At 51.2% G+C, this 25,681-nt stretch carries 19 protein-coding genes; 11 read left to right on the forward strand and 8 right to left on the reverse strand.

Annotated features, from left to right (window positions below):
* The 4 genes from gap (at position 1) to fba (ending at position 4,979) form a co-directional block, all read left to right on the forward strand.
* Positions 1-1,002, forward strand: coding sequence for a type I glyceraldehyde-3-phosphate dehydrogenase (gene gap, locus BMY01_RS03510; RefSeq protein WP_074705079.1), 1,002 nt, complete (start codon positions 1-3; stop codon positions 1,000-1,002).
* A gap of 129 nt (positions 1,003-1,131) precedes the next feature.
* Positions 1,132-2,319 carry a phosphoglycerate kinase gene (locus BMY01_RS03515; RefSeq protein WP_074744331.1) on the forward strand — a complete coding sequence of 396 codons (1,188 nt, stop codon included), beginning with the start codon at positions 1,132-1,134 and terminating at the stop codon, positions 2,317-2,319.
* A gap of 56 nt (positions 2,320-2,375) precedes the next feature.
* Positions 2,376-3,830 carry a pyruvate kinase gene (gene pyk / locus BMY01_RS03520; protein ID WP_074744333.1) on the forward strand — a complete coding sequence of 485 codons (1,455 nt, stop codon included), beginning with the start codon at positions 2,376-2,378 and terminating at the stop codon, positions 3,828-3,830.
* 84 nt (positions 3,831-3,914) lie between these two features.
* Positions 3,915-4,979 (forward strand): class II fructose-bisphosphate aldolase, encoded by a 1,065-nt coding sequence (gene fba, locus BMY01_RS03525; RefSeq protein ID WP_074705074.1) that lies wholly within the window; start codon positions 3,915-3,917, stop codon positions 4,977-4,979.
* A 208-nt stretch (positions 4,980-5,187) separates the two neighbouring features.
* On the opposite strand, the gene BMY01_RS03530 is transcribed toward fba, so the two are convergent.
* The 5 genes from BMY01_RS03530 to BMY01_RS03550 all read right to left on the reverse strand — a co-directional run bounded on the left by BMY01_RS03530 (position 5,188) and on the right by BMY01_RS03550 (position 11,418).
* The gene (locus BMY01_RS03530) at positions 5,188-6,744 is read right to left on the reverse strand and encodes a CYTH and CHAD domain-containing protein (protein WP_074744334.1); all 1,557 of its coding nucleotides are present in this window, start codon (positions 6,742-6,744) and stop codon (positions 5,188-5,190) included.
* A gap of 65 nt (positions 6,745-6,809) precedes the next feature.
* Entirely contained in the window at positions 6,810-8,885 is a 2,076-nt protein-coding gene (ppk1, locus tag BMY01_RS03535; RefSeq protein ID WP_074744580.1) for a polyphosphate kinase 1, read from the reverse strand.
* A gap of 53 nt (positions 8,886-8,938) precedes the next feature.
* Complete coding sequence (locus BMY01_RS03540) at positions 8,939-9,211, reverse strand: oxidative damage protection protein (protein ID WP_074744336.1); 273 nt, start codon at positions 9,209-9,211, stop codon at positions 8,939-8,941.
* Between the two features lie 108 nt (positions 9,212-9,319).
* A complete protein-coding gene (gene argA, locus BMY01_RS03545; RefSeq protein ID WP_074744338.1) occupies positions 9,320-10,648 on the reverse strand; it encodes an amino-acid N-acetyltransferase in 1,329 nt (442 codons plus the stop codon).
* Between the two features lie 2 nt (positions 10,649-10,650).
* On the reverse strand, positions 10,651-11,418 hold the full coding sequence (locus BMY01_RS03550) for a 16S rRNA (uracil(1498)-N(3))-methyltransferase (RefSeq protein ID WP_074744340.1): 768 nt from the start codon (positions 11,416-11,418) through the stop codon (positions 10,651-10,653).
* Positions 11,419-11,643: 225 nt separating this feature from the next.
* On the opposite strand from BMY01_RS03550, the gene BMY01_RS03555 reads away from it, so the two are divergent.
* From BMY01_RS03555 to BMY01_RS03590, 7 genes are all read left to right on the forward strand, one after another.
* A complete protein-coding gene (locus tag BMY01_RS03555) occupies positions 11,644-12,201 on the forward strand; it encodes a thioredoxin family protein (RefSeq protein ID WP_074744342.1) in 558 nt (185 codons plus the stop codon).
* Between the two features lie 3 nt (positions 12,202-12,204).
* On the forward strand, positions 12,205-12,987 hold the full coding sequence (locus tag BMY01_RS03560; protein WP_074744344.1) for an inositol monophosphatase family protein: 783 nt from the start codon (positions 12,205-12,207) through the stop codon (positions 12,985-12,987).
* Between the two features lie 494 nt (positions 12,988-13,481).
* A complete protein-coding gene (prsT, locus tag BMY01_RS03565) occupies positions 13,482-16,271 on the forward strand; it encodes an XrtA/PEP-CTERM system TPR-repeat protein PrsT (protein WP_074744582.1) in 2,790 nt (929 codons plus the stop codon).
* Positions 16,272-16,737: 466 nt separating this feature from the next.
* Positions 16,738-17,550, forward strand: coding sequence for an N-acyl amino acid synthase FeeM domain-containing protein (locus BMY01_RS03575; protein WP_254772586.1), 813 nt, complete (start codon positions 16,738-16,740; stop codon positions 17,548-17,550).
* 166 nt (positions 17,551-17,716) lie between these two features.
* Entirely contained in the window at positions 17,717-19,732 is a 2,016-nt protein-coding gene (locus tag BMY01_RS18705; RefSeq protein ID WP_074744348.1) for a ThiF family adenylyltransferase, read from the forward strand.
* A 21-nt stretch (positions 19,733-19,753) separates the two neighbouring features.
* A complete protein-coding gene (locus BMY01_RS03585; protein ID WP_074744350.1) occupies positions 19,754-21,409 on the forward strand; it encodes a GMC oxidoreductase in 1,656 nt (551 codons plus the stop codon).
* A gap of 36 nt (positions 21,410-21,445) precedes the next feature.
* Positions 21,446-22,246, forward strand: coding sequence for an SDR family NAD(P)-dependent oxidoreductase (locus tag BMY01_RS03590; protein ID WP_074744352.1), 801 nt, complete (start codon positions 21,446-21,448; stop codon positions 22,244-22,246).
* Between the two features lie 177 nt (positions 22,247-22,423).
* Here BMY01_RS03590 and BMY01_RS03595 read toward each other — a convergent pair whose 3' ends face one another.
* From BMY01_RS03595 to BMY01_RS03605, 3 genes are all read right to left on the reverse strand, one after another.
* Entirely contained in the window at positions 22,424-23,098 is a 675-nt protein-coding gene (locus BMY01_RS03595) for an acyltransferase (protein WP_081353664.1), read from the reverse strand.
* Between the two features lie 90 nt (positions 23,099-23,188).
* Complete coding sequence (gene pepA, locus BMY01_RS03600; protein ID WP_074744356.1) at positions 23,189-24,076, reverse strand: flocculation-associated PEP-CTERM protein PepA; 888 nt, start codon at positions 24,074-24,076, stop codon at positions 23,189-23,191.
* A gap of 234 nt (positions 24,077-24,310) precedes the next feature.
* Positions 24,311-25,516, reverse strand: a complete 1,206-nt coding sequence (locus tag BMY01_RS03605; protein ID WP_074744358.1) for a glycosyltransferase — start codon at positions 25,514-25,516, stop codon at positions 24,311-24,313.
* Positions 25,517-25,681 lie beyond the last annotated feature (165 nt).

Here is a 25,681-nt window from a genome sequence, read left to right on the forward strand (position 1 = left end):
ATGACAATCAAGGTCGGTATCAATGGATTTGGCCGTATCGGGCGAATGGTTTTCCGCGCGGCGGTACAGAATTTTCCGGATATTGAAGTCGTTGCCATCAATGATCTACTTGAGCCCGACTACCTCGCCTATATGCTGCAGCATGATTCCGTGCATGGCCGCTTCAAGGGTGATGTTTCGATCGAAGACAGTACGCTCATTGTCAATGGCAAAAGAATACGGCTGACGGCGATTAAAGACCCGGCTGAATTGAAATGGGGAGAAGTCGGTGCTGAAGTCGTGGTTGAGTCAACCGGACTTTTCCTCACCAAGGAAAGCTGCCAGAAACACATCGCCGCGGGTGCGAAGAAAGTCATCATGTCTGCGCCGTCGAAAGACGATACACCCATGTTCGTATATGGAGTGAATAATGACTCATATGACGGTCAGGCGATTATTTCCAATGCCTCCTGCACTACAAACTGCCTGGCTCCAGTTGCAAAGGTATTGAACGACACCTTTGGCGTCAAACGTGGCCTGATGACGACAGTTCACGCCGCCACCGCAACCCAGAAAACCGTGGACGGTCCTTCCAACAAGGATTGGCGCGGTGGCCGGGGTATTCTGGAAAACATCATTCCCTCCTCCACCGGCGCGGCAAAAGCCGTTGGCAAGGTTATTCCCGAACTCAATACGAAGCTCACCGGCATGGCTTTCCGCGTTCCGACCTCTGATGTTTCCGTGGTGGATCTTACCGTTGAGCTGGAGAAGGAAGCCAGCTACGAAGAGATCTGCGATGCCATGAAGAAGGCATCCGAGGGATCGATGAAAGGTGTGCTGGCCTATACGGACCAGAAGGTTGTTTCCACCGATTTTCGGGGCGAAAGCGCAACCTCGATTTTCGATGCAGAAGCGGGAATGGCTCTGGACGGGAATTTTGTAAAAGTGGTTTCCTGGTACGACAACGAGTGGGGTTACTCCAGCAAGATTCTGGAGATGGTCCGCGTTGTGGCCGGCAAGTAGCAGAGGACGAATTCGTCACAAGGGGAAGAAACCTGGGATCGTTTTTCTTCCCCCTGATCCCTGTCCTTCTCTTCAATTCATCATAAGGAATCCCTAAACGTCCTTATGTCTTAAAACTTGGAGTTCCCAGTGTCTGTCATTAGAGTCACCGACCTTGATCTGAAAGGCAAGCGCGTGTTCATCCGCGCCGACCTCAATGTGCCCGTGAAAGATGGCAAAGTTACCTCCGACGCACGCATAAGTGCCTCCATGGGCACCATCGACTACTGCCTGAAGCAAGGCGGCAAAGTAATGGTTACCTCCCATCTGGGACGACCGGAAGAGGGCGTATGGTCAGAAGAAAACTCGCTCAAACCGGTGGCCGATAATATTTCCGAACGTCTCGGCAAGCCGGTGCACCTGGTCAAGAATTGGGTGGACGGCAACTTCGACGTTGCCGAAGGCGAACTGGTCATCCTCGAAAACTGTCGTTTCAATAAGGGGGAAAAGAAAAACGCAGATGAGACGGCGCAGAAATATGCAAAGCTCTGCGACGTGTTTGTGATGGATGCGTTTGGCACAGCGCACCGTGCCGAAGCGTCGACCCATGGCATTGCCAAATACGCTCCTGTTGCCTGCGCCGGCATTCTGCTTACAGAAGAGCTGGACGCACTGACCAAGGCGTTGTTGAATCCAGCCCGCCCCATGGTGGCAATCGTCGGAGGCTCGAAGGTCTCGACAAAATTGACCGTTCTGGAATCCCTGTCAGAAAAAGTGGACCAACTGGTGGTGGGCGGCGGCATCGCCAATACCTTCCTCAAAGCGGCGGGAAAGAACGTTGGAAAATCCCTGTGCGAAGATGACCTGGTTCCCACCGCCAAAATGCTCATGGAAAAAATGGCAAAACGAGATGCGACCATTCCAATTGCCGTTGACGTTGTTGTCGGGAAAAAATTCGACGCCAGTGAACCGGCGGTATTGAAGAATGCAGATGCGGTAACAGATGACGATATGATATTCGATATCGGCCCGAAGAGCGCCCGCGAGTTGTCGGACATCATCATGAAAGCCGGTACGGTAGTATGGAATGGCCCTGTCGGAGTATTCGAGTTCGATCAGTTCGGTGAAGGCACCAAAACCATCGCCATGGCTATCGCCGATACCGACGCCTTTACCCTGGCAGGGGGAGGAGATACCATTGCCGCTATCCAGAAATACGATATCTATGACAAGGTTTCTTACATTTCCACTGCCGGTGGAGCCTTTCTGGAATTTCTGGAAGGCAAGAAGTTGCCTGCCGTGGAAATACTCGAACAGCGTGCCGCCGGCAGCAGATAGGTCCAGGTAGCGAATATGCGGATTGATACGCGGATTCAACACGTGCATTCATCAGAATGATTCGAAGAACGAAAATCGTAGCAACACTCGGTCCCGCATCCCGAGATGCAAAGGTGCTGGAGCGGATGATAAACGCCGGCGTTGATGTAGTCCGTATCAACTTTTCCCATGGGACCAAGGAAGAGCATATCGAATGCGCCGAGTTAGCGCGCTCCCTCGCACGCGCCGCAGGTCACGCGGTGGGTGTGCTGGCAGACCTGCAGGGACCCAAGATCCGGATCGGCAAATTCGAAAATAATAAAATTCTCCTGAAAACGGGCGATCAATTCATACTCGACGCCGAATGCGAGCTTGGAAACCAGGAACGGGTGGGTCTGGATTACAAGGAATTGCCCAGTGATGTCGAGACCGGTGCAACGCTGATCCTGGATGATGGACGCATCGTGCTCGGCGTTTCCGAAGTCAAGGGAAGCCAGGTTTATTGCGTGGTTGAGCAGGGCGGAATACTGTCTAACAACAAGGGAATCAACCGCAAAGGCGGGGGCCTGAGTGCGCCTGCCCTCACCGGCAAGGACGTGGAAGATATCCGGACCGCCGCAGCGCTTAAAGCCGATTATCTGGCGGTATCATTTCCCCGTTCTGGCGATGATATGCGCTGGGCGCGCGATGTGATGCGCGAGGCAGGCGGAAAAAGTTTATTGATGGCGAAGATCGAACGATCGGAAGCAATCCTGGCGCTGGATGATATTCTGGAGGCCTCCGATGCGATCATGGTGGCGCGCGGAGACCTTGCGGTAGAGGTAGGCGACGCAGTCGTGCCGGCGTTGCAAAAACGCATGATCCGTACTGCCCGAGCCGGGAACAAGCTGGTGGTAACCGCCACCCAGATGATGGAGTCCATGGTCAGCAGTCCCATCCCCACCCGCGCGGAGGTATCGGATGTTGCAAATGCGGTACTGGATGGCACTGATGCTGTAATGCTGTCAGCGGAATCCGCTACCGGGCAATATCCCGTCGAAGCGGTTGCGGCAATGGCGAGGGTATGCCTGGAGGCGGAAAAGGAATACCTGGTAAGCAGTGAAAACCGACGGCTGCAGGGCGGCCTGCCCGATAATATCGAGGAAGCGATTGCCCGTGCGACCATGTTCACTGCAGGAGGATTAAAGATCAGAGCCATCGCGGCGCTTACACAAAGCGGCAGGACCGTGTTGCTGATGTCGCGCAGGAGTTCCACCGTGCCCATATTCGCGTTGAGTCCTCAGGAGGATACACGGCGCAAGATGACGTTATTTCGGGGTGTGTACCCGGTCAAGTTCGGGGGAGGCTCGAACGACCCGGAGATCATCTTGAATCACGCCGAAAACGAGTTGCTCAGACGGGGCGCGGTACGTAACGGCGACCTAATGATCATGACCATCGGCGAACCGGTGGGCAAGGCAGGCGGCACCAATACGATGAAAATAGTGAAGGTAGGCGAGCACAGAAAACAGGAACGGAAGGTGGAATCCTGAGCATGGTGCAGATATCCGCCTCGATCTTTTCACTGCCTGTGATGTTTTACCATATACACTGATTCTAACTTTGAGGAGGTTCTAATGGCACTCGTATCATTGCGTCAACTTTTGGATCACGCGGCAGAAAATGGCTATGGCCTGCCCGCTTTCAACGTCAACAACCTGGAGCAGATTCACGCCATCATGCAGGCGGCGGATGAATGCGACAGCCCGGTGATCATGCAGGGCTCAGCAGGCGCGCGTAAATATGCCGGGGAGCCTTTTCTGCGCCATCTCATTGCCGCAGCCGTAGAGGCCTATCCGCACATTCCCATCGTCATGCACCAGGATCACGGAGCCTCGCCAGCGGTTTGCGTGAATGCCATTCGCAGCGGTTTTTCCAGCGTCATGATGGATGGATCCCTGGAAGCGGATGCAAAGACACCTTCTTCCTATGAATATAATGTTGAAGTCACCGGTAAGGTGGTGGAAATGGCACATGCAGTGGGTGTTTCCGTCGAGGGTGAACTCGGGTGTCTCGGTTCCCTGGAATCCGGCATGGGTGAAGCGGAAGATGGCCATGGCGCCGAAGGGAAGTTGTCTCATGATCAGCTGCTGACCGATCCGGAACAGGCGGCCGACTTCGTCAAGCAAACGGGTGTGGATGCGTTGGCAATCGCCATCGGCACCTCTCATGGCGCCTACAAGTTTACGCGCAAGCCAACGGGAGATATTCTCGCCATCGAGCGCATAAAGGAAATTCATGCCCGCATTCCCAATACCCATCTGGTGATGCATGGGTCCAGCTCCGTGCCGCAGGATTGGCTCGACATCATCCGCGAATATGGTGGGGAGATGAAAGAAACCTATGGTGTTCCAGTCGAGGAAATCCAGGAAGGGATCAAATACGGCGTCCGCAAGGTCAATATCGATACCGATATCCGGTTGGCGATGACCGGTGCGATACGGCGTCATCTTGCCAAGAACAAGAGCGAATTCGACCCGCGTAAATATCTGAAGGATGCGACTGCCGCCGCCAAGGATATTTGCAAGGCGCGCTTTGAAGCGTTTGGCTGTGCGGGGCAGGCGGCTAAAATCAAACCTATCGCCCTGGACAACATGGCAGGCAAATACGCGAAGGGGGAATTGAAGGCCGTCATCAAGTAATCAGGTAAACCGACAGTTCCACCCGTTCAACGCCAGTGCCGGGTTTATAAGCAACTGGAATTCGAACGAGATAAAAAGGCGAACTGATACGGTTCGCCTTTTTATTACCGGAGGCTGAAGGTCTGGTCGAATTGCTCGAATTTCCAGAGTTGACGACTGGCCCCTGATCTTGCACTTGCAATCGCCACCTCGGCAAGCATCCGGGCAGCTACCAGAACACCTCCTTTTTCTCGAACTCCCCCCATACCTCATCAAGCTCACTTCTTTTCGTTAGCCCACGCTGACCGATCCAACCGAGGACAATACCCCTTGCTTCGCACGTGCTGCCATTCTCGCCTCTGCCTTCAACTCCGACTTCATTCAGCAATCGTTCGGTCACGCTAGTATCAATTACCGCCCCCAGTGTTTCCTGCAACACGGTCAGAGACTTGATGTAGCGCTTCACTTTTTTTCGGCGATACAGGTCCGAGAAAAATTCAGCGGTATATCGCTGTTCTTTCACCGCAATGCGCAGGGCATGTAACTCCTCTGTACCCTGCCCGTCCGCTTTTTTGTAATACTTTTTCAATTTTTCTTGTCCGTGCGACAGCGCATTATCTGCGAATTTCTTCACCGGCCATTCCAGCCGGGCCTTTCGCAATTCACTCTGCTGCGGATCAGGTGCCGGAAGCCAGGTTTCCGCGTTCAGCCAAGCCCCCAGCCTCAGCATTGCTTCCGTGTATCGGGTAGATCCTACCGCCTCACACGCTCCATCATTGTGGTTTTGCCGCATCTGCTCGCACTCTTCCCATAAGGCAGAAATACCGGGACGCCCGTGAAAGTAATTCCTCACTTCGCTTAATGTTTCCGACACGAATACATCCCAGTCCCGCGCTGCACCGAGGGAACGCGACAGCCATTTCAAGTCCGGGGTTGCAGAAGCAAACGCAGTTGCATCGAATGCCCGGGCAAAAACACGGCGCGCCGTACGTATCCTGCGTAATGCCACCCGCATCTGATGCAGATACTCCGGATCCTGATGTTGCAGCATGCCTGCCTCGTTGCCATGCAAGTGTTGCAGGCAATTCCACGCGATCGCCTTGATGGCTTCGCCCAATTTCATTTCCGTTTCGAGTCGAACAGGTACCGCCTTGACAGGCGCGGGTTTGAAGCCGGTAACGAGCCCATAGCCCCGCTCGGCTTTGCTTGCGTTTTCCAATCTGAGAGGAACGATGTGCAATATATCCAGCGCAAACCGGTATAGCGACTGTGCCCTCCCGGACTTCAGTTCCAGCTCGATTTCGCAAATCTCCCTGGTAAAATCAGCCGGCGTTCTGATTACTCCCTGATCCAGCGAAAATTCGATCTCGCTTCCGTCCACCAAGTGCAAAATGCGCTTGCTGCGCTTGAAGTCGGTCGTAAACAGGACACGCAATTGGTCGTGCAGTTCTGCTCCGTCGAACAGGCGGATGAGAGACGGATCGGTTATTTGAGAGAAATCGGGCCGCCCTGTCGGCACCATGGACTCCCATTCATGACGCTGGTGCAATCCAAGGGCAGCTTCCCCCCCTCCTTTGATGGACTGTATCCATTTTCTTCCGATATGCCGCAACCGGAGCGCCATGTGATGCTTCTGCAGATACAGATCAGGCGTGTCGTAATAGGTGGTGAAAAGTTTCCGCGTAACAGGGCGGGAAACGGTAAGAGATCTCAGGAACGGGTGATGTTGAAGCTTGGCGGCATCCTCGGGGGACAATCTTAATTTGAGTTCGATTTCGAGCGGCACGATTCTTTTCCGACTGTGTCTGGAACGACTACTCGCTACGGGGAAAACGTTCCTGACTGCCGCCTCTATTGCGCCGCGGCCAGTTCCATCAGCAGCGTCTCCTGAGCGCTTCGCTTCTTGCGCTGACCGGACTGCCTCAGATGATAACGACCCTCGCTGTCCATTTCCCAGGCCTGGCAATTATCCTTCAGGAATACATACAGACCTTCTTCGAGCACGCGCTTTTTCAGCTTGGGTTCCAGAACCGGAAAGCAGATCTCGATCCTTCGAAAAAAGTTTCGATCCATCCAGTCGGCGCTGGAAAGGTAGATATCGTAAGCGCCGCCATTGCGAAAATAGAAAATCCGGCTGTGCTCGAGAAAGCGGCCGATAATGGAGCGTACCCGAATGTTTTCTGAGAGTCCTTTAATCCCAGGCCGCAAGGCGCACACCCCGCGAACAATGAGATCGATCTTTACGCCTGTCTCGGAAGCGGCATAGAGGGCCTTGATGACTCCCGGTTCCAGCAATGCGTTCATCTTTGCGATAATTCGGGCAGGCTTTCCTGCTTTCGCATTCTGCGCTTCGTTTTCAATGGATGCGATCATCTGGCTATGGAAACTGAAGGGAGATTGCCAGAGATATTTGAGTTTTCCCGCTTTGCCCAGTCCCGTAAGCTGCGTGAAAACCTCGTTCACATCAGCGCAGAAATCCTCTTGGCAGCTGAACAAGCCGAAATCGGTATAGAGCCGGGCTGTGCTGGCGTGATAATTCCCGGTGCCGACATGAACGTAACGCCGAAGGCTGCCTTCCTCACGCCGCACTATCATTGCCATCTTTGCATGTGTCTTATGCCCTACCACTCCATACACCACATGCGCCCCCACATTCTCCAGCCGGCTGGCCCAGTTGATATTGGCCTCTTCATCGAACCGGGCCAACAGCTCCACCACCACAGTGACCTCTTTTCCGCTGCTCGCGGCGGCGATAAGCGCGGCCATGACCTGGGAATCGGCACCGGTACGATATACGGTCTGCTTGATGGCGACTACGTCCGGATCGGTTGCAGCCTGCTGGAGAAAATGAATTACCGGCTGGAACGACTGGTAGGGATGGTGTAACAGGATATCGTTCTTGCGAATCAACTGAAAAATGTCAGACGCTTTTTTCTTTTGCAGCGTGAGCGGCAAACCCGGGATGAAAGACAGATATCTCAGATCGGGCCGGTCTATGCGTTCGAAGACGTGCATCATCCGCGCCAGATTCACGGGCCCCTCTACCTGATAGAAATCCTCCTGAGCAAGACCGAGCTGCTCCAGCAGAAAAGCCGACATATGCAGGGGGCAATTGTCCGCCACTTCCAGCCTCACGGCATTGCCGAAGTGGCGCTGCGGCAGTTCACCCTGTAGCGCAATGCGCAGATTCTTGACTTCTTCCTCATCCACGAACAGATCGCTATTGCGCGTGGCGCGAAATTGATAGCAGCCGAGCACATTCATCCCGGCGAATAATTCCCCTACGTGCGCATGCAGGATGGAAGAGAGAAATACAAAATTATAAGTGCTGCTGCTGATTTCAGCCGGCAACTGAATCAGTCTGGGCAGCACGCGGGGGGCCTGCACGATGGCAACTCCGGAATTACGCCCGAAAGCGTCCTTGCCCTCGAGTTCAACCGCAAAATTCAGGCTCTTGTTGAGCACTCGAGGAAAGGGATGTGAAATGTCAAGGCCGATGGGAGTCAGCACCGGCATCATTTCGCGAAAGAAGTAAGACTTGATCCACGCGCGCTGTGCGTCATTCCAGGCGGCGCGCCTCAGAAAATGGATCCCTTCACTGGCAAGGCCGGGCAAAATCTGCTGATTCAGCAACGCGTACTGCCGCGCCACCAGCGTATGCGTCTGTTCGCTCACCAATCTGAATATCTGATGCGGCAGCATGCCAGCTGGATCAAAACCGCGGGTATCGAGTTTGATCTGCTCCTTGATCCCCGCGACACGAACCTCGAAGAACTCGTCCAGGTTACTGCTGACAATGCAAAGAAACTTCAGGCGCTCAAGAAGCGGGGTGTCCTCATTTTCGGCCTGCGCAAGCACCCTCCGGTTGAATTCAATCTGGCCAACCTCTCGATTGAGGAATTGACCGGAAGCTCTGGAATCGGTCATGCCGTCTCTGAATATATCCAATGCAATCACTTCAAGCTGCCATGTATCTGGCATTATTTAGCAAGAGGTACATAGCCACGAGGTTGTTCCGCACCGCTTCCGAAGAAATATGCCTCGAGCTGTTCGGCCAGATATTTGCGCGCCTTGATGTCCGACAGATTCAAATGATACTCGTTGACCAGCATGGTTTGGTGCTTGATCCAGCCCGCCCATGCCTCTTTCGAGACATTCTCAAAAATACGCTTTCCCAACTCGCCTGGATAAGGCGGAAAATCCAGACCTTCCAGTTCCCGCCCAAGCTTGATGCAATTTACGGTTCTTCCCATTGCTGTCTCCGAAATATAACAAAATGCAGACTATCAGAGCGCCGTGCGCTGCACTCTTTGATTACCGCGACAGGATAGTCGATCCAGCAGCCGGAATCTGACCGCTGATTAAAGGGGTTTCATAAATACCTTCGAGCGCCGTTGATAATTGTATAGCCCCTGCTTCACCTTGGGTAATTGACTCACGTCTGCTGAAAGGAAGCCGCGCTCGACGAACCAGTGGGCTGTCCGAGTGGTAAGGACGAACAGTTTTTTACTGCCCTGGGATCTCGCCTTCGCCTCAATAGCCTTGAGCAGCGCATCTCCACAGCCCGCGCTACGATATTCAGGATGAACGGTAAGACAGGCGAGCTCGCCCGCCATGTCGTCCGGAAAAGGATAGAGTGCCGCACAACCGACAGTCATGCGATCATGCTCGATCACGACGAAGCGATCGATTTCCATCTCCAGCAACTCGCGGCTCCGCCGCACCAACGTCCCGTCCGCTTCGAGAGGCTCGATCAGTTGCAAAATCGCGCCCACGTCCTCTATTCGTGCATCCCGCAGGTTTTGCAACGGACCTTCCGATATCATTGTCCCGATGCCACTGTGGGTGAATAGCTCCTGTAAAATAGCGCCGTCGACGTGCCGGCTTATGAGGTGAACGCGCGATACTCCGCGTTCACAGGCGTGCAAGGCAAAAGGCAGATAAAGCTGTGCATCCTCGGCAAGCTTTACCGTTTTCCTGCCAAACTCCTTAAGCAAGCTCCTGCCCTCCGCCACCGTCAGTTCCCGCAGCAGCAACGCCTGTTCGCTGTCTACAGTGCTCTTTTCGATCCCCTCGGTATCCATCAGAAATATGAGTTTCTCGGCCTTGAGGGCGATCGCAGTCTCAGCTGCGACATTTTCCAGCGTCAAATTAAAGATCTCGCCGGTAGGGGAGTAGCCAAGCGGCGACAGTAATGCCAACTCACCTTGCTCGAGCCGCGAGCGGATGGCGGAAATATCCACCTTGCGTACTTCTCCGGTATGCATCAGGTCAATACCCTCTATCACGCCGATTGGCCTTGCAGTAACAAAGTTGCCGCTGGCGACGCGAATCGCAGCGTTGGCCATCGGTGAATTCGGCAAACCCATTGACAGCAGTGCTTCGATTTCGACACGTACCCGCCCGATCGATTCCTTGACACACTGCAACGCAGCCGCATCGGTAACGCGCATACCCCGTATATATGTCGTCTGCAGGTCATGTTCGTTTAAGCGCGACTCGATCTGGGGGCGCGCACCGTGCACCAGCACCAGACGTACGCCTAAGCTGGCGAGCAGATTGAGATCGTGTACGAGTTCGATGAATTTTCCGTCCGCAACGACTTCCCCGCCGAAAGCGACCACGAAAACTTTATGACGGAAGCTGTTGATATAAGGCGCTACCGACCGGAACCAGGTCACGAAATCCATGATCAATAATCACCCCATAGCGCCTGCATTGCTCCCACTGCCGCCAGCGCAGCGCTCTCCGTTCGCAGTATGCGGTGACCCAGACGCAGCGGAATGAAACCCGCAACCATTGCAGCCGCTTCCTCATCCTCGGTAAACCCTCCTTCGGGCCCTACGAGCAAAATGATCGAGCCGATATTCGAAGGGTGCTTGAAATCCCGCAAACCCTTTGTTGCAAAAGGCGAGAGCATGAAGCAAGCATCGGGAGAAAGACTGCCACTGGACGTTCTGCATGATTCGGTTTGCCTACCCAGCCAGTTCTGGAGGGTCGCGAGTGGCAGCACTTCCGGCACATGGTTTCTGCCGCATTGCTCGCACGCGGAGATAACGACCTTTTGCAAATGGCTCACGCGTTTTTCCCCGCGTTCACCGCTGAGTCTCACCACACTCTGCTTGGTAATGAGAGGCTGAATTCGGGTTACACCCAGTTCCACTGCTTTCTGCACGATCCAGTCCATCTTTTCACCCATACACACCGCTTGAGCAAGCAGAATGGTGAGCGGGGATTCGCGCTCGACCTGTACATGCCTTTCGACTACAACAGCCACACCCTGCTTGCTGATTCGCGAAATGACAGAGGTGAATTCTCCACCGTCGCCATTGAACAACACCACTTCATCGCCTGGCTCGAGTCTCAGAACACGAGCGGCATGATGCGCAACTGCTGAGGGCAATTCCAGGATCTGTCCGGCAAGAATTTCGATAGGGCAGTAAAAGCGGGGAAGCGTCATTGCATATTCAGTATCAGACGGTGGAACAATCAATGCGCCTTTCTCATGATAGTATTGGGGTCTCAGCAGTCCTGCTTGAACAAACGCTGTCGAGATAGCCGCGCTGCTTTCAATTATATCCGCACGACAAGCTTCTGCGAAAAGACACCGCTCGGCTTCTGCCTGGATTGCGCAGGAAACGACATCTGGTATTCGTTATAAGGAAATGAAATCTGGGGGAAAAATATGGCGAGCCTGGAAACACCGGTCTGTGATTTCGGCTGGAAAGCAATTGATTTCGATTTACCGGGAGTAGATGGAAAGCACTACAATCTGGCCTCAGTCAAGGGTGAAAAAGGATTGCTCGTGATGTTCATCTGCAATCATTGTCCTTATGTGAAGGCCGTGCGCGAACGGATCATCCGCGATGTCAACGAATTGCGTGAGCAGGGTGTCGGCGCTATCGCAATCATGTCGAACGACCCATCGGACTACCCCGAGGACTCATTTGAAAACATGGGGCGCGTAGCCCGGGAATATGCCTACCCCTTTCCCTATGTCTGGGATGAAACCCAGGAAGTAGCAAAGGCATATGGCGCAGTCTGCACGCCGGATTTTTTCGGCTTCAATCACAAGCTCGAATTGCAGTATCGCGGCCGCCTGGATGCTTCCCGGAAGGAAGCCGCGCCGGTGGATGCACGACGTGACCTTTTCGAAGGAATGCTTCAGGTAGCCCGCACCGGCGCTGGTCCCAAGGACCAGATTCCCAGCATCGGCTGCTCCATCAAATGGCGAGTGGACTAGCCGGTGATTGATGCAGTTATCGCTGCCGTCAAAGCAGTTGCCCAGCAGGAAATTCTGCCGCGCTATATGAAAGTTGCGCGACAGCGCAAGGTCGATGGAAGCCTGTTTACGGAAGCTGATCTTGCCACGCAGGAAACGCTCGCGCGCGAGTTGAGCAAGATCTATCCTGGTCCGGTGGTGGGAGAAGAAATGACGGAGAACGAGCAGGTCGCGCACTGGCGGGAAGGCGATGCGGGACTTTGGTGCATGGATCCGATAGACGGGACTTCCAATTTCGTCAACGGCTTGTCCTACTTTGCCGTTTCAGTAGCACTGATGCGCCATGGCAGAAGCGTTCTGGGAGTGGTTTACAATCCAGTGGCAGATGAAATGTTCTACGCCGAAAAAGGCAGGGGCGCATTCCTGAATGGGGAAAAATTGCCAATAAAGGAAGATGTGCCGCCGCTAAGTGCGGCCATCGCGAGCGTGGACCTGAAACGGCTCGGTCGCAGGCTTGCACAGGAAGTCTCTACGGCAAAGCCGTTTTCTTCTCACCGCAACTTCGGCTCCTGTGCCCTGGAATGGTGTTACACCGCTGCCGGACGCTTTGACCTGTATCTGCACGGCGGGCAAAAACTATGGGACTACGCTGCAGGCAGCCTGATTCTGGAGGAAGCAGGCGGTCACATGTGCGGCTTGAACGAGGATGATTTCTGGACTGAGCCGCTCTGGCAGCGCTCAGCCATTGCTGCCCTTGATCTGAATCTTTTCATGCAGTGGCGCGACTGGGTACGCGCACATCGATAGCTTGCGGCCCTGACCGACTCACAGCTTCAAAGCGCGAAAAGATAGGCGGGAGTTTCCTCCTTTGACCTTTGAGAGGAAAACTTCTTGTCCACAACCTCCGACCGGATCTCACAATACTATAGGCCACTCTACTCCGCAGCCTCAAGCGAACACCGATAACCATGCAAACAAACTGGGAGCACGAAATCATCTTTTCTACACGATACCTGGATCTCTTGCTATATTTCTACGCTAAGTTTACTCGAACTCTGCCATTTGAGTGCGGGTATCAAGGAGGCCGGGGCGAACGACTTATCCTGTCGCACTTTATATTCAAGCTGACGAGTCGTAATAGCACTGGCAAAACCAATGGAAAGCATGAGCATCCACTGTCCTCCCGAAATCGAACAGTCCTCGTTTCACTGGGACCGCGCAGAGGTGTAAAGTTGAGTACTGGCTAGATATGCAGGAGTTTGAAGGTAGACCTGGTCGCTGATTCGGAAAAGGGAATTTACATGCGCGCTTTTAGAAAGACTGCTTTAAAAAAGACGGGGCTGATGCTCGTAATCGCTGCCGCCCTCACCGCAGGGAGCATGCAAGGCTGTAACAAAGCGGAGGATCCGGCGAAGCTGATGGCGGATGCGAAGCGCTACGAAGAAAGCGGGGATCACAAGTCAGCCATTATCCAGCTAAAAAATGTCTTGCAGCAGAACCCGGATAATTCGGAAGCGCGGTATCTGCTTGGCGCAATATACAACAAGACCGGGGATTTTCAGTCCGCGGAGAAGGAGCTCCGCAAGGCATTGAGCCTGGGGATGGATGCCGGCAAGGTGCTGCCCGAACTGGGACAAGTCCTGCTCAGGCTAGGCGCCTATCAACAAATCCTGGATGAAACGAAAGAACTGGCCGGCAAAACAAAGTCAGCGCATATACTCACGCTCCGGGGGAATGCGCAGCTCGGATTAGGCAAGGCTTCGGAAGCAAAGGCACTGTTCGAGCAAGCGCTTGGACAAAACCCCGATTCTGCCGAGGCACTCATCGGCCTGGCAAAATATTCCCTGCTGCAAAGGGATGTGGAAGCCGCAGCCCATTTCTCGGAACAGGCGGTTTCCAGGAGTCCGCAAAATGTCGATGCCTGGTTGTTCAAGGGCGACCTTCTGCGGATGCAAGGCAAATCCGGGGAAGCTCTGGCGGCCTATGACCAAGTGGTGAAGCTGAAGCCGAATGCGGCCGTTGCCTATATCAACAAGGCATTCATCGAAATTGGAAGGGGCAAGTTCGAGGCGGCAAAGGCGGATATCGATGCTGCACGCAAGATCAGTCCCAGTCTGATGGTGTTCTATACCCAGGCTTTGCTCGATTTCAGTCAGCAAAAGCCTGCTGCCGCGCTGGAATCGCTCCAGCAGGTACTCAGCAAATCCCCGGAGCACATGCCCAGCGTGTTGCTCGCAGGCGCAGTACAGTTTGCTCTGGGATCCATGCCGCAGGCTGAGCAGCACCTGAAACATTATCTGGAGAAGGACCCATCAAACCTTTACGCACGCAAGCTGCTCGCTTCTGTTCTGCTGAAAAACCGCGAGACCAAGCGCGCCTTAGACGTCCTAGCCCCGGCACTCAAAAATGTGAAAGAGGATCCTCAGTTATTCGCCTTGACCGGTGAATCTTACATGCAAGCCAGGGATTTTGCGAAAGCCACGGAATACTTTGAGAAGGCCAGCGATATCGCACCGAGAAGTGCGATGCTTCATACCGCTCTAAGCATGAGCAGGTTGGGGCAGGGGGAGAGCGCGCGCGCCATCTCCGAACTGGAAACAGCGACAAAACTCGACCCCAAATCGCCGCGCACAGGAATCCTGCTGGTCATGACCCATTTACGCCTCAAGGAATTCGACAAGGCGTTAGCTGCAGTAAAAGCATTGGAGAAGGAGAATCCGGATAATCCACTCATTCAAAACCTGAAAGGTGGTATATATCTGGGCAAGAAGGATGTGGGAAATGCGCGTACCAGTTTTGAAAAGGCCCTTGCTATCGACCCAACCTATTTCCCAGCCATAGTAAATCTGGCTCAACTCGACCTTCAGGATAAGAAACCGGATGCCGCCAGAAAACGCTTCGAAGCTATGCTCGAAAAGGACAAGAAGAATATTCCGGCCATGACGGCACTAGCAGATCTTGCTGTCAACCAGGGACGACCAAAGGAGGCGACCGAGTGGCTGGAAAAGGCAATGCAAGAGAATCCAAATGTTCTTCAGCCAGCCATCCTGCTGGGATCACATTATCTTCGCTTGAATGAAAAGCAGAAAGCGTTGGCCCTCGCTAAGAAACTGCAAGGCTCATATCCGAAGGAGCCAGCCACGCTCGACCTGCTGGCACAGGCTCAATTAGCTAATGCCGATAAAGCCGGTGCTTTGGAAAGCTATAAGAAGCTGGCCGCCCTAATGCCGGAATCTGCTCTTACCCAATTCCGCATTGCTGTTGTTCACATAACGATGCAAAACATAGCAGCAGCGTCTGATGCTCTGAAAAAAGCCCTGATGATAAAACCGGATTATCTGGATGCGCAACTCGCGCAAATCGGGATCGAGTCCGGCCAAGGCAATTACGAGAAAGCGATTGCAATATCACGTCAAGTTCAGAGGCAGCACAAAAAATCCCCCGCCGGATATATCGCAGAAGGTGATCTATGGCTAAAACAAAAGAATCCCGCCCTTGCCGCCAGTGCCTACGAACAGGCATTCGCAATCAACAAAAATCCTACCTCGTTGATGAAACTCCACGCGTCACTCAGACAGGCTGGAAAAGATAAAGAGGCAGACCTTCGTTTGACCGAATGGCTGAAAAAACATCCAGATGACCTATCTACTCGAATGTACCTTGCGGATACGTTTCTCACAGAAGGAAAACTGGCTGCTGCAGTCGAGCAATATCAAGCTGTCCTGAAAGAGCGGCCGAAATTTGCTCCGGCACTCAATAACCTGGCTACCGCTTATCAGCGCCAAAAGGACCCCAGGGCCTTGGAATACGCGGAAAAGGCATATCAGTTAGCTACGGAAAACCCGGCAGTACTGGATACACTGGGTTGGGTACTACTGGAGCAGGAAAATATCGCGCGGGCTCTACCGCTTCTACAGAAAGCCGCTTCTTTGGCGCCTCAAGCAGGGGAAATTCGCTACCATTTTGCATCCGCACTGGTCAAGTCTGGCAATAAAAGCCAGGCCCGTAAAGAGCTTGAACAAATTCTGGCTACCGGAAAAACCTTTTCGGGTATAGATGAAGCGAGAGCTCTTCTTGAGCGGATACAGTAGACACATCAAACTGATTTACTGTCTTACGCATGGTTTTTCGAATATCTTTTTGCTTGAGGCATCGGATTCGCTTTCGCTATTAGCCAATGCTGTCCGGCAGTATGAAATACGGGGTAGAATGAGGCGGAGGTATCCATGAGGAAGCTCAGCCTCATATGGCCCGCGAGATATACATAACGAATCTCAAGCAAAATGTGGAAGGTATACGACTCGCGCAACGCTGACGCAGCAACGCAGAAATAAACAAGAATACCCACTAAAATCCTGTCTCTTTCCGGAGACATTATTAATCCTTTATATTTCAATATGCTACTTATCAGGACAACTATTGCGTCGCTACTTGGAGACAGTTTCTGAGTCTGTGCGTCAACGCACATAGACAATAACAGCCGATAATATGACTGGGCAATGGTGGCATGGATATTGCTTGATGTTCCTTATTTTCAACGCTACACGAGGAGCTTCTATGATGAATATCCTGCAAAACCTTTATGCTCTAATTGCTCACCAATATAGCTTCCTACCTAGGGATGACGAGGCGATAATTTCGTTTGAATCTCCTCAGGGACTGAGCGATCTTTGTATTGGGGAATGTGATTCTGAGTTAATTCACGATCATCCTATCGATCAGCAGCTCTTTCATATTCGGATGGCTAATTCAAAAGGTCAGCGTGAAGCCGCGAGCTTACTAGTAAAAAAGAAGTATTCCTGGAGGGGCTATTGTGTTGATACCCCGGTATCTAGCGAGCCGAACAGAATCACGTTGATAGCTGAAACCGCGGAAGAGACAGTGGGTACCATGACCTTATGTCTCGATGGCGATACACCATTACCGGCAGACGAGAATTTTGGTGATAAACTGGATGAATTGCGGGCGAAAGGACGAAGACTGTCGGAACCTTCCAGGCTTGCGATTGATGATAATGTACCGAAACGGGTTTTTGCGTCGCTGATCCACATTTGCTATCTCTACGCGGCAAATATCCATGGTTTTACTGATTGGGTAATAGAAGTAAACCCTCGGCACGCGGGTTTCTATAAAAGGATGCTGGGTTTCAGGGAAATTGGCGAAGAGCGCGTTTGCACGCGTGTTGATGCACCGGCGGTATTGCTTAGACTGAAACTTGAATATATGGCCGAGCAAATTGGAAAATTTGGCGGATTGATGGAACAACGGGGTAACGAAAGATCATTTTACCCTTACTTTTTCTCTGAACAGGACGAATGTGACATCGTTGGGCGACTGAAAACCGGATGTCCCTGGGCACCAGTTATATAAAATTGCGTACATGCTTTTTAACTTCTGCGTAACCTTTCTATCCTTGAAGCTGATACTTTTCCATCAGTCTCCCTGCCAAAGCATTTGGCATTGATGATATCATTCATATCATATATATAGCTCACCTCGAAAATTGCTCCCCTATTCCTACTGATCGGCCCGGGTAATGGTTCAGGATTTCTCATATCGTGAAGCCACCTCCCGCAATATTGGGTGGCTAACCCCTGTCGAACAAGAAATCCTCCGGCACAAGCGTGTTGCAATTGCTGGGCTGGGCGGTGTAGGTGGTATTCATTTGCTGACCCTGGTTCGACTGGGTATTGGCGCATTTCATATTGCGGATTTTGATGTTTTTGATCTGGTCAATTTCAACCGCCAGATAGGTGCAACGGTTTCAAGCCTCAACCGGCCAAAAATCGAGGTTTTGGCCGCGATGGCACGAGATATCAATCCGGAACTGAATATCAGAATCTTTCCCCAAGGCGTCAATCCGGATAATTTACCGGAATTTTTCGAGGACGTTGATCTGTATATCGATGGTCTCGATTTTTTCGCCTTTTCAGCTCGGCAAGTAACATTCTCGGCCTGTGGAGACCTAGGTATTCCTGCCATAACAGCCGCACCTCTGGGCATGGGGTCCGCCGTGCTGAATTTCCTGCCTGGTAAAATGACCTTCGAAGAGTATTTCCAGTGGGGTGATGTACCCGAGGTGGAAAAGGCTCTCCGCTTTTTAATAGGACTCGCGCCTACTGGTCTACATGCCCGCTACCTGCTGGATCCCTCTTCCATCAATTTTGTGGAACGCCGTGGTCCTTCGACGATAATGGGTTGCCAGCTCTGTGCAGGTATCGCGGCTACGGAGGCACTAAAGATATTGCTCAACCGCGGAAAGGTGAGGGCCGCACCGCATGGGCTGCACTTTGACGCCTATCGCAATAAACTGGTCCACACATGGCGTCCCGGGGGAAATAATAATCTCCTTCAACGTGTGGCGCTTGCAAAGGCAAGACGGCAACTAGGGATAAAAAATGGTACAGCGACCCCTGATATGTTCAAGAAAGACTCATGCTTTGGCGATACCGTCCTCTCTGATCAGACGGGGTCATCATCTCCGAAGCATACGATTATTGATCAAATCCTCGACCTCGCTCGCTGGGCACCAAGCGGAGACAATACGCAACCGTGGCGGTTCCAAATCGTGGACGACCATCAACTGATAGTACATGGTTTTGATACTCGCGATCACTGCGTCTATGACCTGGACGGTCATCCGAGTCAAATTTCACTAGGTGCATTGCTGGAAACCATTTCCATCGCCGCGACGGGACATGGGTTGCGAATGAAAGTCCAGCGCCGCCTCGAGGCTCCCGAGACGAATCCGATTTTCGAAATACATTTTGAATCGTACGAAGATATTAAGCCCGATCCACTAATTCCGTATATTCCTTACCGTAGCGTTCAGCGACGCGCAATGCAGAGCCGACAACTAACAATCCGCGAAAAATCGGTGCTTGAAGCTTCGGTCGGAGAGCATTACCGAATTCTTTGGCTGGAAGGCTTCGTTCAGCGCTATCGTGCCGCTACGCTAATGTTTAGAAACGCCAAGCTACGCTTGACCACGCCCGAAGCCTATCAGGTGCACCGCGCAATCATCCAATGGAATGCCCGATTCAGTGAAGACCGCGTACCAGACCAAGCGCTTGGGGTAGATCTCATGACAGCTCGCTTGATGCGCTTAGTGATGCGAAGTTGGGGACGGGTCAAATTTTTTAACACCTTTCTAGCCGGTACTTGGGCACCCCGTATTCAAATGGACTTAATACCTGGGATTGCGTGTGCGGCGCATTTCGTCATTTTGGCAAATCAACAGCCGCGAGGAATTGATGACTTTGTCGGTGCCGGTCGAGCTATGCAGCGCTTTTGGCTGACGGCAACAAAGCTTGGATTACAACTACAGCCTGAGATGACTCCTCTGATTTTTGCGAGATATGCTCGTAATGACATTATATTTACGCGGGAGAAGGGCTTAACAGAGCAAGCCAAACATATTTCACAGAAAATGGAATGTTTAATTGGAAGCGAAGCGAGCAAATATGCTGTGTTTATGGGACGGGTGGGAGCAGGATCAAGTCCATCGGCCCGCTCGGTTAGACTTCCATTGTCCCGGCTGAAGTTTACATGAGTGAGCATTCAGTGTAGGGAAATGAGCAGCACGCTTATGCATGATTTTATGACTCGGGATTGGGATGTGGTCGTTGTTGGTACCGGTATGGGTGGAGCCACTTTAGGATATGCTTTGGCAAAAGCGGGGAAGCAAGTCCTATTTTGTGAAAAGGGCCACTCTCATCTCGGCGCATCAAATTCTGTACGTGGCAATTACGCGGAGACCTTTTTCGACCAGATATCTGTTCCGCAACTACAACATCGCAATATCCTCTCGAACGCTGGCCGCTATCAGGATCAGCTCGAGGATCAATCAAAGTTGCAGCCGTATAGATTTATACCCTTCATTGGGTCTGGCACAGGCGGTTCAACTGCATTATACGGAATGGCACTTGAACGTTTTTTTCCGAGTGACTTCTTACCCTTCTACAGTCATCCCACAGCTCCAGGAACTACACTGCCTAGAGAATGGCCGATCAGCTACGAAACGTTAGTTCCTTATTATAAAGCAGCCGAGCAACTCTATCGGGTTCACGGAAGCGGAGATCCAATGCGGGGCGAATCGAAGCCAGAGCATTTCTTCCGGCCCCCACCGCTGACCCCAGCCTCCCAGGAACTCTGGGAGTTTTTAGAGGGTAAAGGCCTCCATCCCTATCGTTTACCGATGGCGTGCGAATATGTTCCAGATTGCGAATGCTGCCAAGGATATCTTTGTGCTAAAAACTGCAAGAACGACAGTGCCCGAATATGCTTATTGCCAGCTATTTCTCAATACCACGCCAAACTGCTGGATCAGTGCGTTGTATTGAAGCTTGAAGCTTCCCGTCATGAAGTTAACAGCCTTATATGCTCATGGCGGGGCGAAATTGTTAAGCTAAGAGCTCGAACGATTGTTCTAGCAGCAGGGGCACTGGAAACTCCTGCCCTTCTTTTGCGATCTTCCTCAAGCATGTGGCCACAGGGACTTGCAAACGATTCCGGTTTGGTAGGTAAAAACCTAATGCGTCACAACATTGATCTTTACGTTGTTAGCCCACGGGAGGTCGGGTTGATTGACAATCGGCAAAAAGAGTTGGCCTTTAACGATTTATATTACAGAGATGGGAAAAAATTGGGCTCGGTTCAAACTTTCGGACGCTTGCCCCCAGGTTCATTACTCGCTGAGTCTATGGAGGAGGATATACGGAATGGAAAACAACGCTTGGCTATTCCGTTGTTCAAATTAGTGAAACCAATGATTAAGCCTTTCTTGAATCGTTTAGTCAGTCGAAACCTTGTGCTCGCAACAATCATGGAAGACTTGCCCTATGAAGACAACTTTGTAAAACCAAGCCTCACGCTACCTAACTCGCTTATTATAAATTATCGCATGCGGCCGTATGAACTTGAACGAATTGCGACGTTTCGAGCTTTAATGAAGGACATCCTAAAGCCCTATAAAGTATTGAGAATCAATCAGGCCGAGAATAACGAGCGAATTGCCCATGTGTGTGGTACTTGCCGGTTTGGGACCGATCCCCGCGAAAGCGTGCTCGATAGTAATAATCGCGCTCATGGCATCGCAAATTTATACGTTATTGATAGCTCATTTTTTCCTTCAAGTGGGGGTACTAACCCAGGTCTGACTATTGCTGCAAACGCACTTAGAGTTGCAGAACATTTAATCGGAAAGAATCCATCGGTTAAGCGAAAATAAAAAAACCTATACTAATAGGTAGAATGGGATATTAATATGAAATTGGAAGAAGAATGTAGAGGTCAGTGGGCACTAATCACAGGCGCATCCTCTGGCATTGGGAAGGAATTTGCCTATCAGTTGGCTGCAGTTGGTATGAACTTGGTTCTCGTGGCGCGCCGAAAAGAGCTACTGGATAACCTTGCTGATGAGTTAAAACATCTTTACAGAGTTAAGATTCTTCTTATAGCGCATGATTTATCTCAAGCCGATGCGATCACCCCGATAAAAATAAGTTTAGCTGCGAATGAAGTGAAATTGAGATTACTATGCAACAATGCTGCCTTCGGTCACTGGGGACGATTTGAAGATACGTCTGAGAAAATTTACAGCGAGATGGTTCACGTAAATATTATTGCCATGGTTTCAATGTGCCACCAATTCCTTCCAGAGCTTGCGTCCTTTCCGTCAAGCGCCATAATTAATGTGTCATCCCCCGCTGCATTTCAGCCCATTCCTTATATGGCAGTCTATGCGGCCACAAAGGCTTTTGTGCACAGTTTCAGCTTAGCGATTTACGAAGAATGGAAGGACCGTGGTATCCTTATTCAAACGCTAGTTCCAGGACCAACCGAAACGGAATTCGACGTCAAAGCGGGGGCTTATCCCAGCGCTTTAAAGGAACGAGGTTCCGTGAACGAAGTAGTACAAGCGTCTCTGCGTCACTTAGCAGCTGACAAGCCAGTAGTCTCAACTGCAAAAGGTGTTTTTAAGCAACGTGTATTTGCAGGTTTATTCCCTGCAAAAATAGTAACACGGGAGGTTGGAAAAATGTTTCACCCCTCTGCTAAGCGATAGTATCTCTCCAAGCCTTCTCCGTTCCTCTCGGTAGTAACTACACGAATGGGTTGACTATGTCCGCCAATAATAGGCCTAAACGAGAAAGGCCTCCGCTCTGATCTGCTGCACCTACCTCTCTCGATTAGATAATTCTTTCAAATTAGTCATTAGTAATCGTGCAAGCCTCGAATCCCTTCAGCTGTATGAAGATGAACTGGATTGGGGCGCCAGATCCTTTATTTTTCGCGCCGGAACCCCTCCCCATAATTCATTTTCGGGAATGTTTGTGTTTGAGGTAGCCACGGCGCCAGGCGCTAGCACAGCATTATCCCCTATCGTAACGCCAGGCATAACAACACTGTTTATTCCAATCACTGCGTTATTACCGATTTTGACGGGCATCAATAAAATTTCATCATGGGTAATCGCATGAGCAGTGATCACAGAATTCTGCCCGACCGTTACATATTCACCGAGATAAATGAGGGGGTGATCTCTAATGATACCGGCAATGGCCGTATGTTTTCCCACGTGAGCACCAAACATGGAATACACCAAAGACTGAGTAAAAACGGTCGTAAATGGGTGAAGCATTTTTTCAGCAAGATCCATTAGTACGGCTACCAGCTTCCAATAGGTAAACGCCTGTGAATGCATGGAGAAGTTACCTACAGGGTAAGGCCGGAGGGATCTCAATATCTTCAATAACAACGCGGTATACAAGCCATAGGAAAAAAGAAAGACAGCAACGTCTAACAACAGGTGATAACTGCTATCTATGGAAAGAACTCTGGTGGTAATTAGGGAAAAACAAACGAGGATGATCAAACACGTGGCCGAAAGGATAAAATCGACTAGACCAGTTTTCATGCCTGCTGCCACAATATATTTAATCTATCAGGAGCAGAAGTAGGGCTTACGCTCACCTGTAAGCCCTACTTAAACGTTTGCTACTGCACCTTAAGCGAAGGATACCATTGATTTACCGTTACGGCTACCGGCGCCGCGCACTCCCGCCAAACCAAGTCCTAGAAGACCAATTGCCACCAAAGCAAGGCTACCAGGTTCAGGTATGGTGCTAAACTGGCTAGCCCCGTCTACTTTTAGTAGCAAATCCGCTCCGGTTACCGGGACAAGTGGATAGAGACCGCCGCCATGAAAGGAAATGGTAGTAGAAGTCCCTGTAGGCGCGTTCTGATTGGAAACAAAATGCAGATCCATCACATCCCCCAGTACGCCTTGGATAAAACTCGCATTTACGAACTCGGGCGCTGAGGTAACGTCAAAATGAAAGTTGGTGGAGCCCAGACCAGTCGTTGGATCAATAAGGGTAAACGTCGAGGTGCCGCCTGTTATCAGAAATCTTGCAATCTCCAGACCATCCGTGAATCCTGTGCCGGCCGCCACATCTGCTTGCGTGCCCCCTTGAGCTGCGTTATCAAAGAAAATGGACACGGTGCCAGACCCAGGTATCGGAGTAAACTGTGCGGTATTTGGTCCAATAGTTGTAGCAGATTCGTCAAACCTTGAAGCTATGGTGAACTCATAACCACCAGTGGCAAAGGGATTGTTAAGGCCAGTTGCCGGTGTGTTGTCTCCCGTAAATGAAACCAGATTGGCTTGGTACACAAGCGTGAACGGATTCGGAGCTGCCGTCGGGTCGCTTCCTAAAGGGCCTTTGCCGATAGCCAAGCCACTTCCCGCTTCGTTCCAGTCGAAAGCGCTTACATTTGTTGCAATCGCTCCTCCTGAGCCGTCAAATACATTTACATTAGTGAGAGGCCCGGCTTGGGCTGTGGTGGCAGCAAAAACTCCTGCTACCGCTGCCGCTAAAATCGTCTTTTTCATATAGTTTTTCTCCTTGGTTAAATTTCTAAAACATTTTGGACAACACCTATGCGATTCATCCATAAGTGTTTGTCTAGAAGTAAAGCATATACCGTGCCATAAATTAATTTTTTTTAATTTTCAATTACTTATTAACATACTTACTGCTGTGGAACTTTGAAGGCAGATAAAAATGTAAAAAAAATCGACAAGTAAAAAATTATGCTGTTCTCCGAAGTTACTATGTAGTTGTGGTTATTCACCCATAATCTTATCCACAAAGGCAGCAAACGTCCGTTGTGCCTTAAAGCCAGTATTGTTAGAAGAAAATTTTTCAGCTGTGCAGGTAAAACGGGGACAGGAAATCATTGTAGTTACAACTGAACGAATTTTCCCTACACTTAGACGGTCAGCGCGTAGCATTTTAGCAAGTCCCGCCTTCGTCAAAGCCTCCATATTCAAGAACTGGTCCATGTTACTGGCGATTCCCAGTACTGGAACACCAGCTGCAAATGCTTGTTGACAGGTAAGGCTTCCACCATTGCAAATCACCAGCTTCGCCCTCGCCGCAGCCTCAAGCCCAGGAAGATAGTCAGCAATATACGTGTTCAATGGATGAGCTCGTTTAGTATATGTGCGCGTAGTAGCGGCAAGTACGGTGACCGGCAATTCCGACAAGGCATCAAACAATTTAGGTAACAGCAAGGACTGTCCCGAACTGCCGAGCGTCAGGTAAATAATTGGTTTGTCCGTCGGCAAACTGCTCCACCACTCCGGCTTCGCCACAGGGGGAGACCAAAGAACTGGACCAAGATAACAGTGATTCCTTGGCAAATTTTCGATCGGAAACATTTCACGCACATCGGCATATAAAGTATAGTCACCATCTGTATAGATACGGCGCAGATCAGAACCGAGAGAGGGTAGACCATTTTCCTCGCGGATCATATTTAGGGGTCTGCAGTGCAAGCTGAAGGCCCAGCGTTGAGTTAGTCGGAACAGTACGTCGGCAATTGGTAGAGGCAGAACTTTAGTGATTGGCAAGACGGGTAGAGGGTATTTGTTTCTGGCATAGTACGGACTCCAATAGGCGTTAGTGATATTAGTGTAAGGAATTCCGACAAGTCGGGCACTCACGGAAAGAGAGAGGCGAAAGTCACCAACAATCAAATCGGGTTTTATTTTCTCAATAAGCTTAAGATCGTCTCGCACATAACTGCGTAAGGTTTGCACATCATAAACTGGGCGACCCTTCACAAGTGCGCCCAGGAACTGCTTACTGCTAATGCTCTGAAGAGGTAAGACATGCCATGGCTCGCATCCTAGAAATCTTTGATGATATGGATCGCACGCGATGAAAATCTCATAACGAGAGAAGTCCAGACCTTTCGCTAGTGCAATAGGCCTTGCAATGTGAGCAAGCGTTACAGCTTCCGCAAAAAAAAGGATGCGTTTACGCACGTTTTTCCACTACTCCTTCTCAAGCTGCCTGTTTAGCGTTAACCGCGCAATCAAGAAGCTTACCCTGGTTATCACAATATTAATCCTTTCCAATGAAAGCAAATCAAGTAACCCTAAGAACGAAGTTTAGAGAATAACCTTTATTAATGCGTACCTCGCTTGCCC

This window comes from Nitrosospira multiformis (assembly GCF_900110185.1).
In the GTDB taxonomy this organism is placed as follows: Bacteria; Pseudomonadota; Gammaproteobacteria; order Burkholderiales; family Nitrosomonadaceae; genus Nitrosospira; species Nitrosospira multiformis_A.

Coding starts and splice junctions, on each gene's coding strand:
- gap (WP_074705079.1), top strand. CDS start 1: ATGACAATCAAGGTCGGTATCAATGGATTTGGCCGTATCGGGCGAATG.
- pyk (WP_074744333.1), top strand. CDS start 2,376: ATGATTCGAAGAACGAAAATCGTAGCAACACTCGGTCCCGCATCCCGA.
- fba (WP_074705074.1), top strand. CDS start 3,915: ATGGCACTCGTATCATTGCGTCAACTTTTGGATCACGCGGCAGAAAAT.
- ppk1 (WP_074744580.1), bottom strand. CDS start 8,885: ATGACCGATTCCAGAGCTTCCGGTCAATTCCTCAATCGAGAGGTTGGC.
- BMY01_RS03540 (WP_074744336.1), bottom strand. CDS start 9,211: ATGGGAAGAACCGTAAATTGCATCAAGCTTGGGCGGGAACTGGAAGGT.
- argA (WP_074744338.1), bottom strand. CDS start 10,648: ATGGATTTCGTGACCTGGTTCCGGTCGGTAGCGCCTTATATCAACAGC.
- BMY01_RS03550 (WP_074744340.1), bottom strand. CDS start 11,418: ATGACGCTTCCCCGCTTTTACTGCCCTATCGAAATTCTTGCCGGACAG.
- BMY01_RS03555 (WP_074744342.1), top strand. CDS start 11,644: ATGGCGAGCCTGGAAACACCGGTCTGTGATTTCGGCTGGAAAGCAATT.
- prsT (WP_074744582.1), top strand. CDS start 13,482: ATGCGCGCTTTTAGAAAGACTGCTTTAAAAAAGACGGGGCTGATGCTC.
- BMY01_RS03575 (WP_254772586.1), top strand. CDS start 16,738: ATGATGAATATCCTGCAAAACCTTTATGCTCTAATTGCTCACCAATAT.
- BMY01_RS18705 (WP_074744348.1), top strand. CDS start 17,717: ATGGTTCAGGATTTCTCATATCGTGAAGCCACCTCCCGCAATATTGGG.
- BMY01_RS03585 (WP_074744350.1), top strand. CDS start 19,754: ATGAGCAGCACGCTTATGCATGATTTTATGACTCGGGATTGGGATGTG.
- BMY01_RS03590 (WP_074744352.1), top strand. CDS start 21,446: ATGAAATTGGAAGAAGAATGTAGAGGTCAGTGGGCACTAATCACAGGC.
- BMY01_RS03595 (WP_081353664.1), bottom strand. CDS start 23,098: ATGAAAACTGGTCTAGTCGATTTTATCCTTTCGGCCACGTGTTTGATC.
- pepA (WP_074744356.1), bottom strand. CDS start 24,076: ATGAAAAAGACGATTTTAGCGGCAGCGGTAGCAGGAGTTTTTGCTGCC.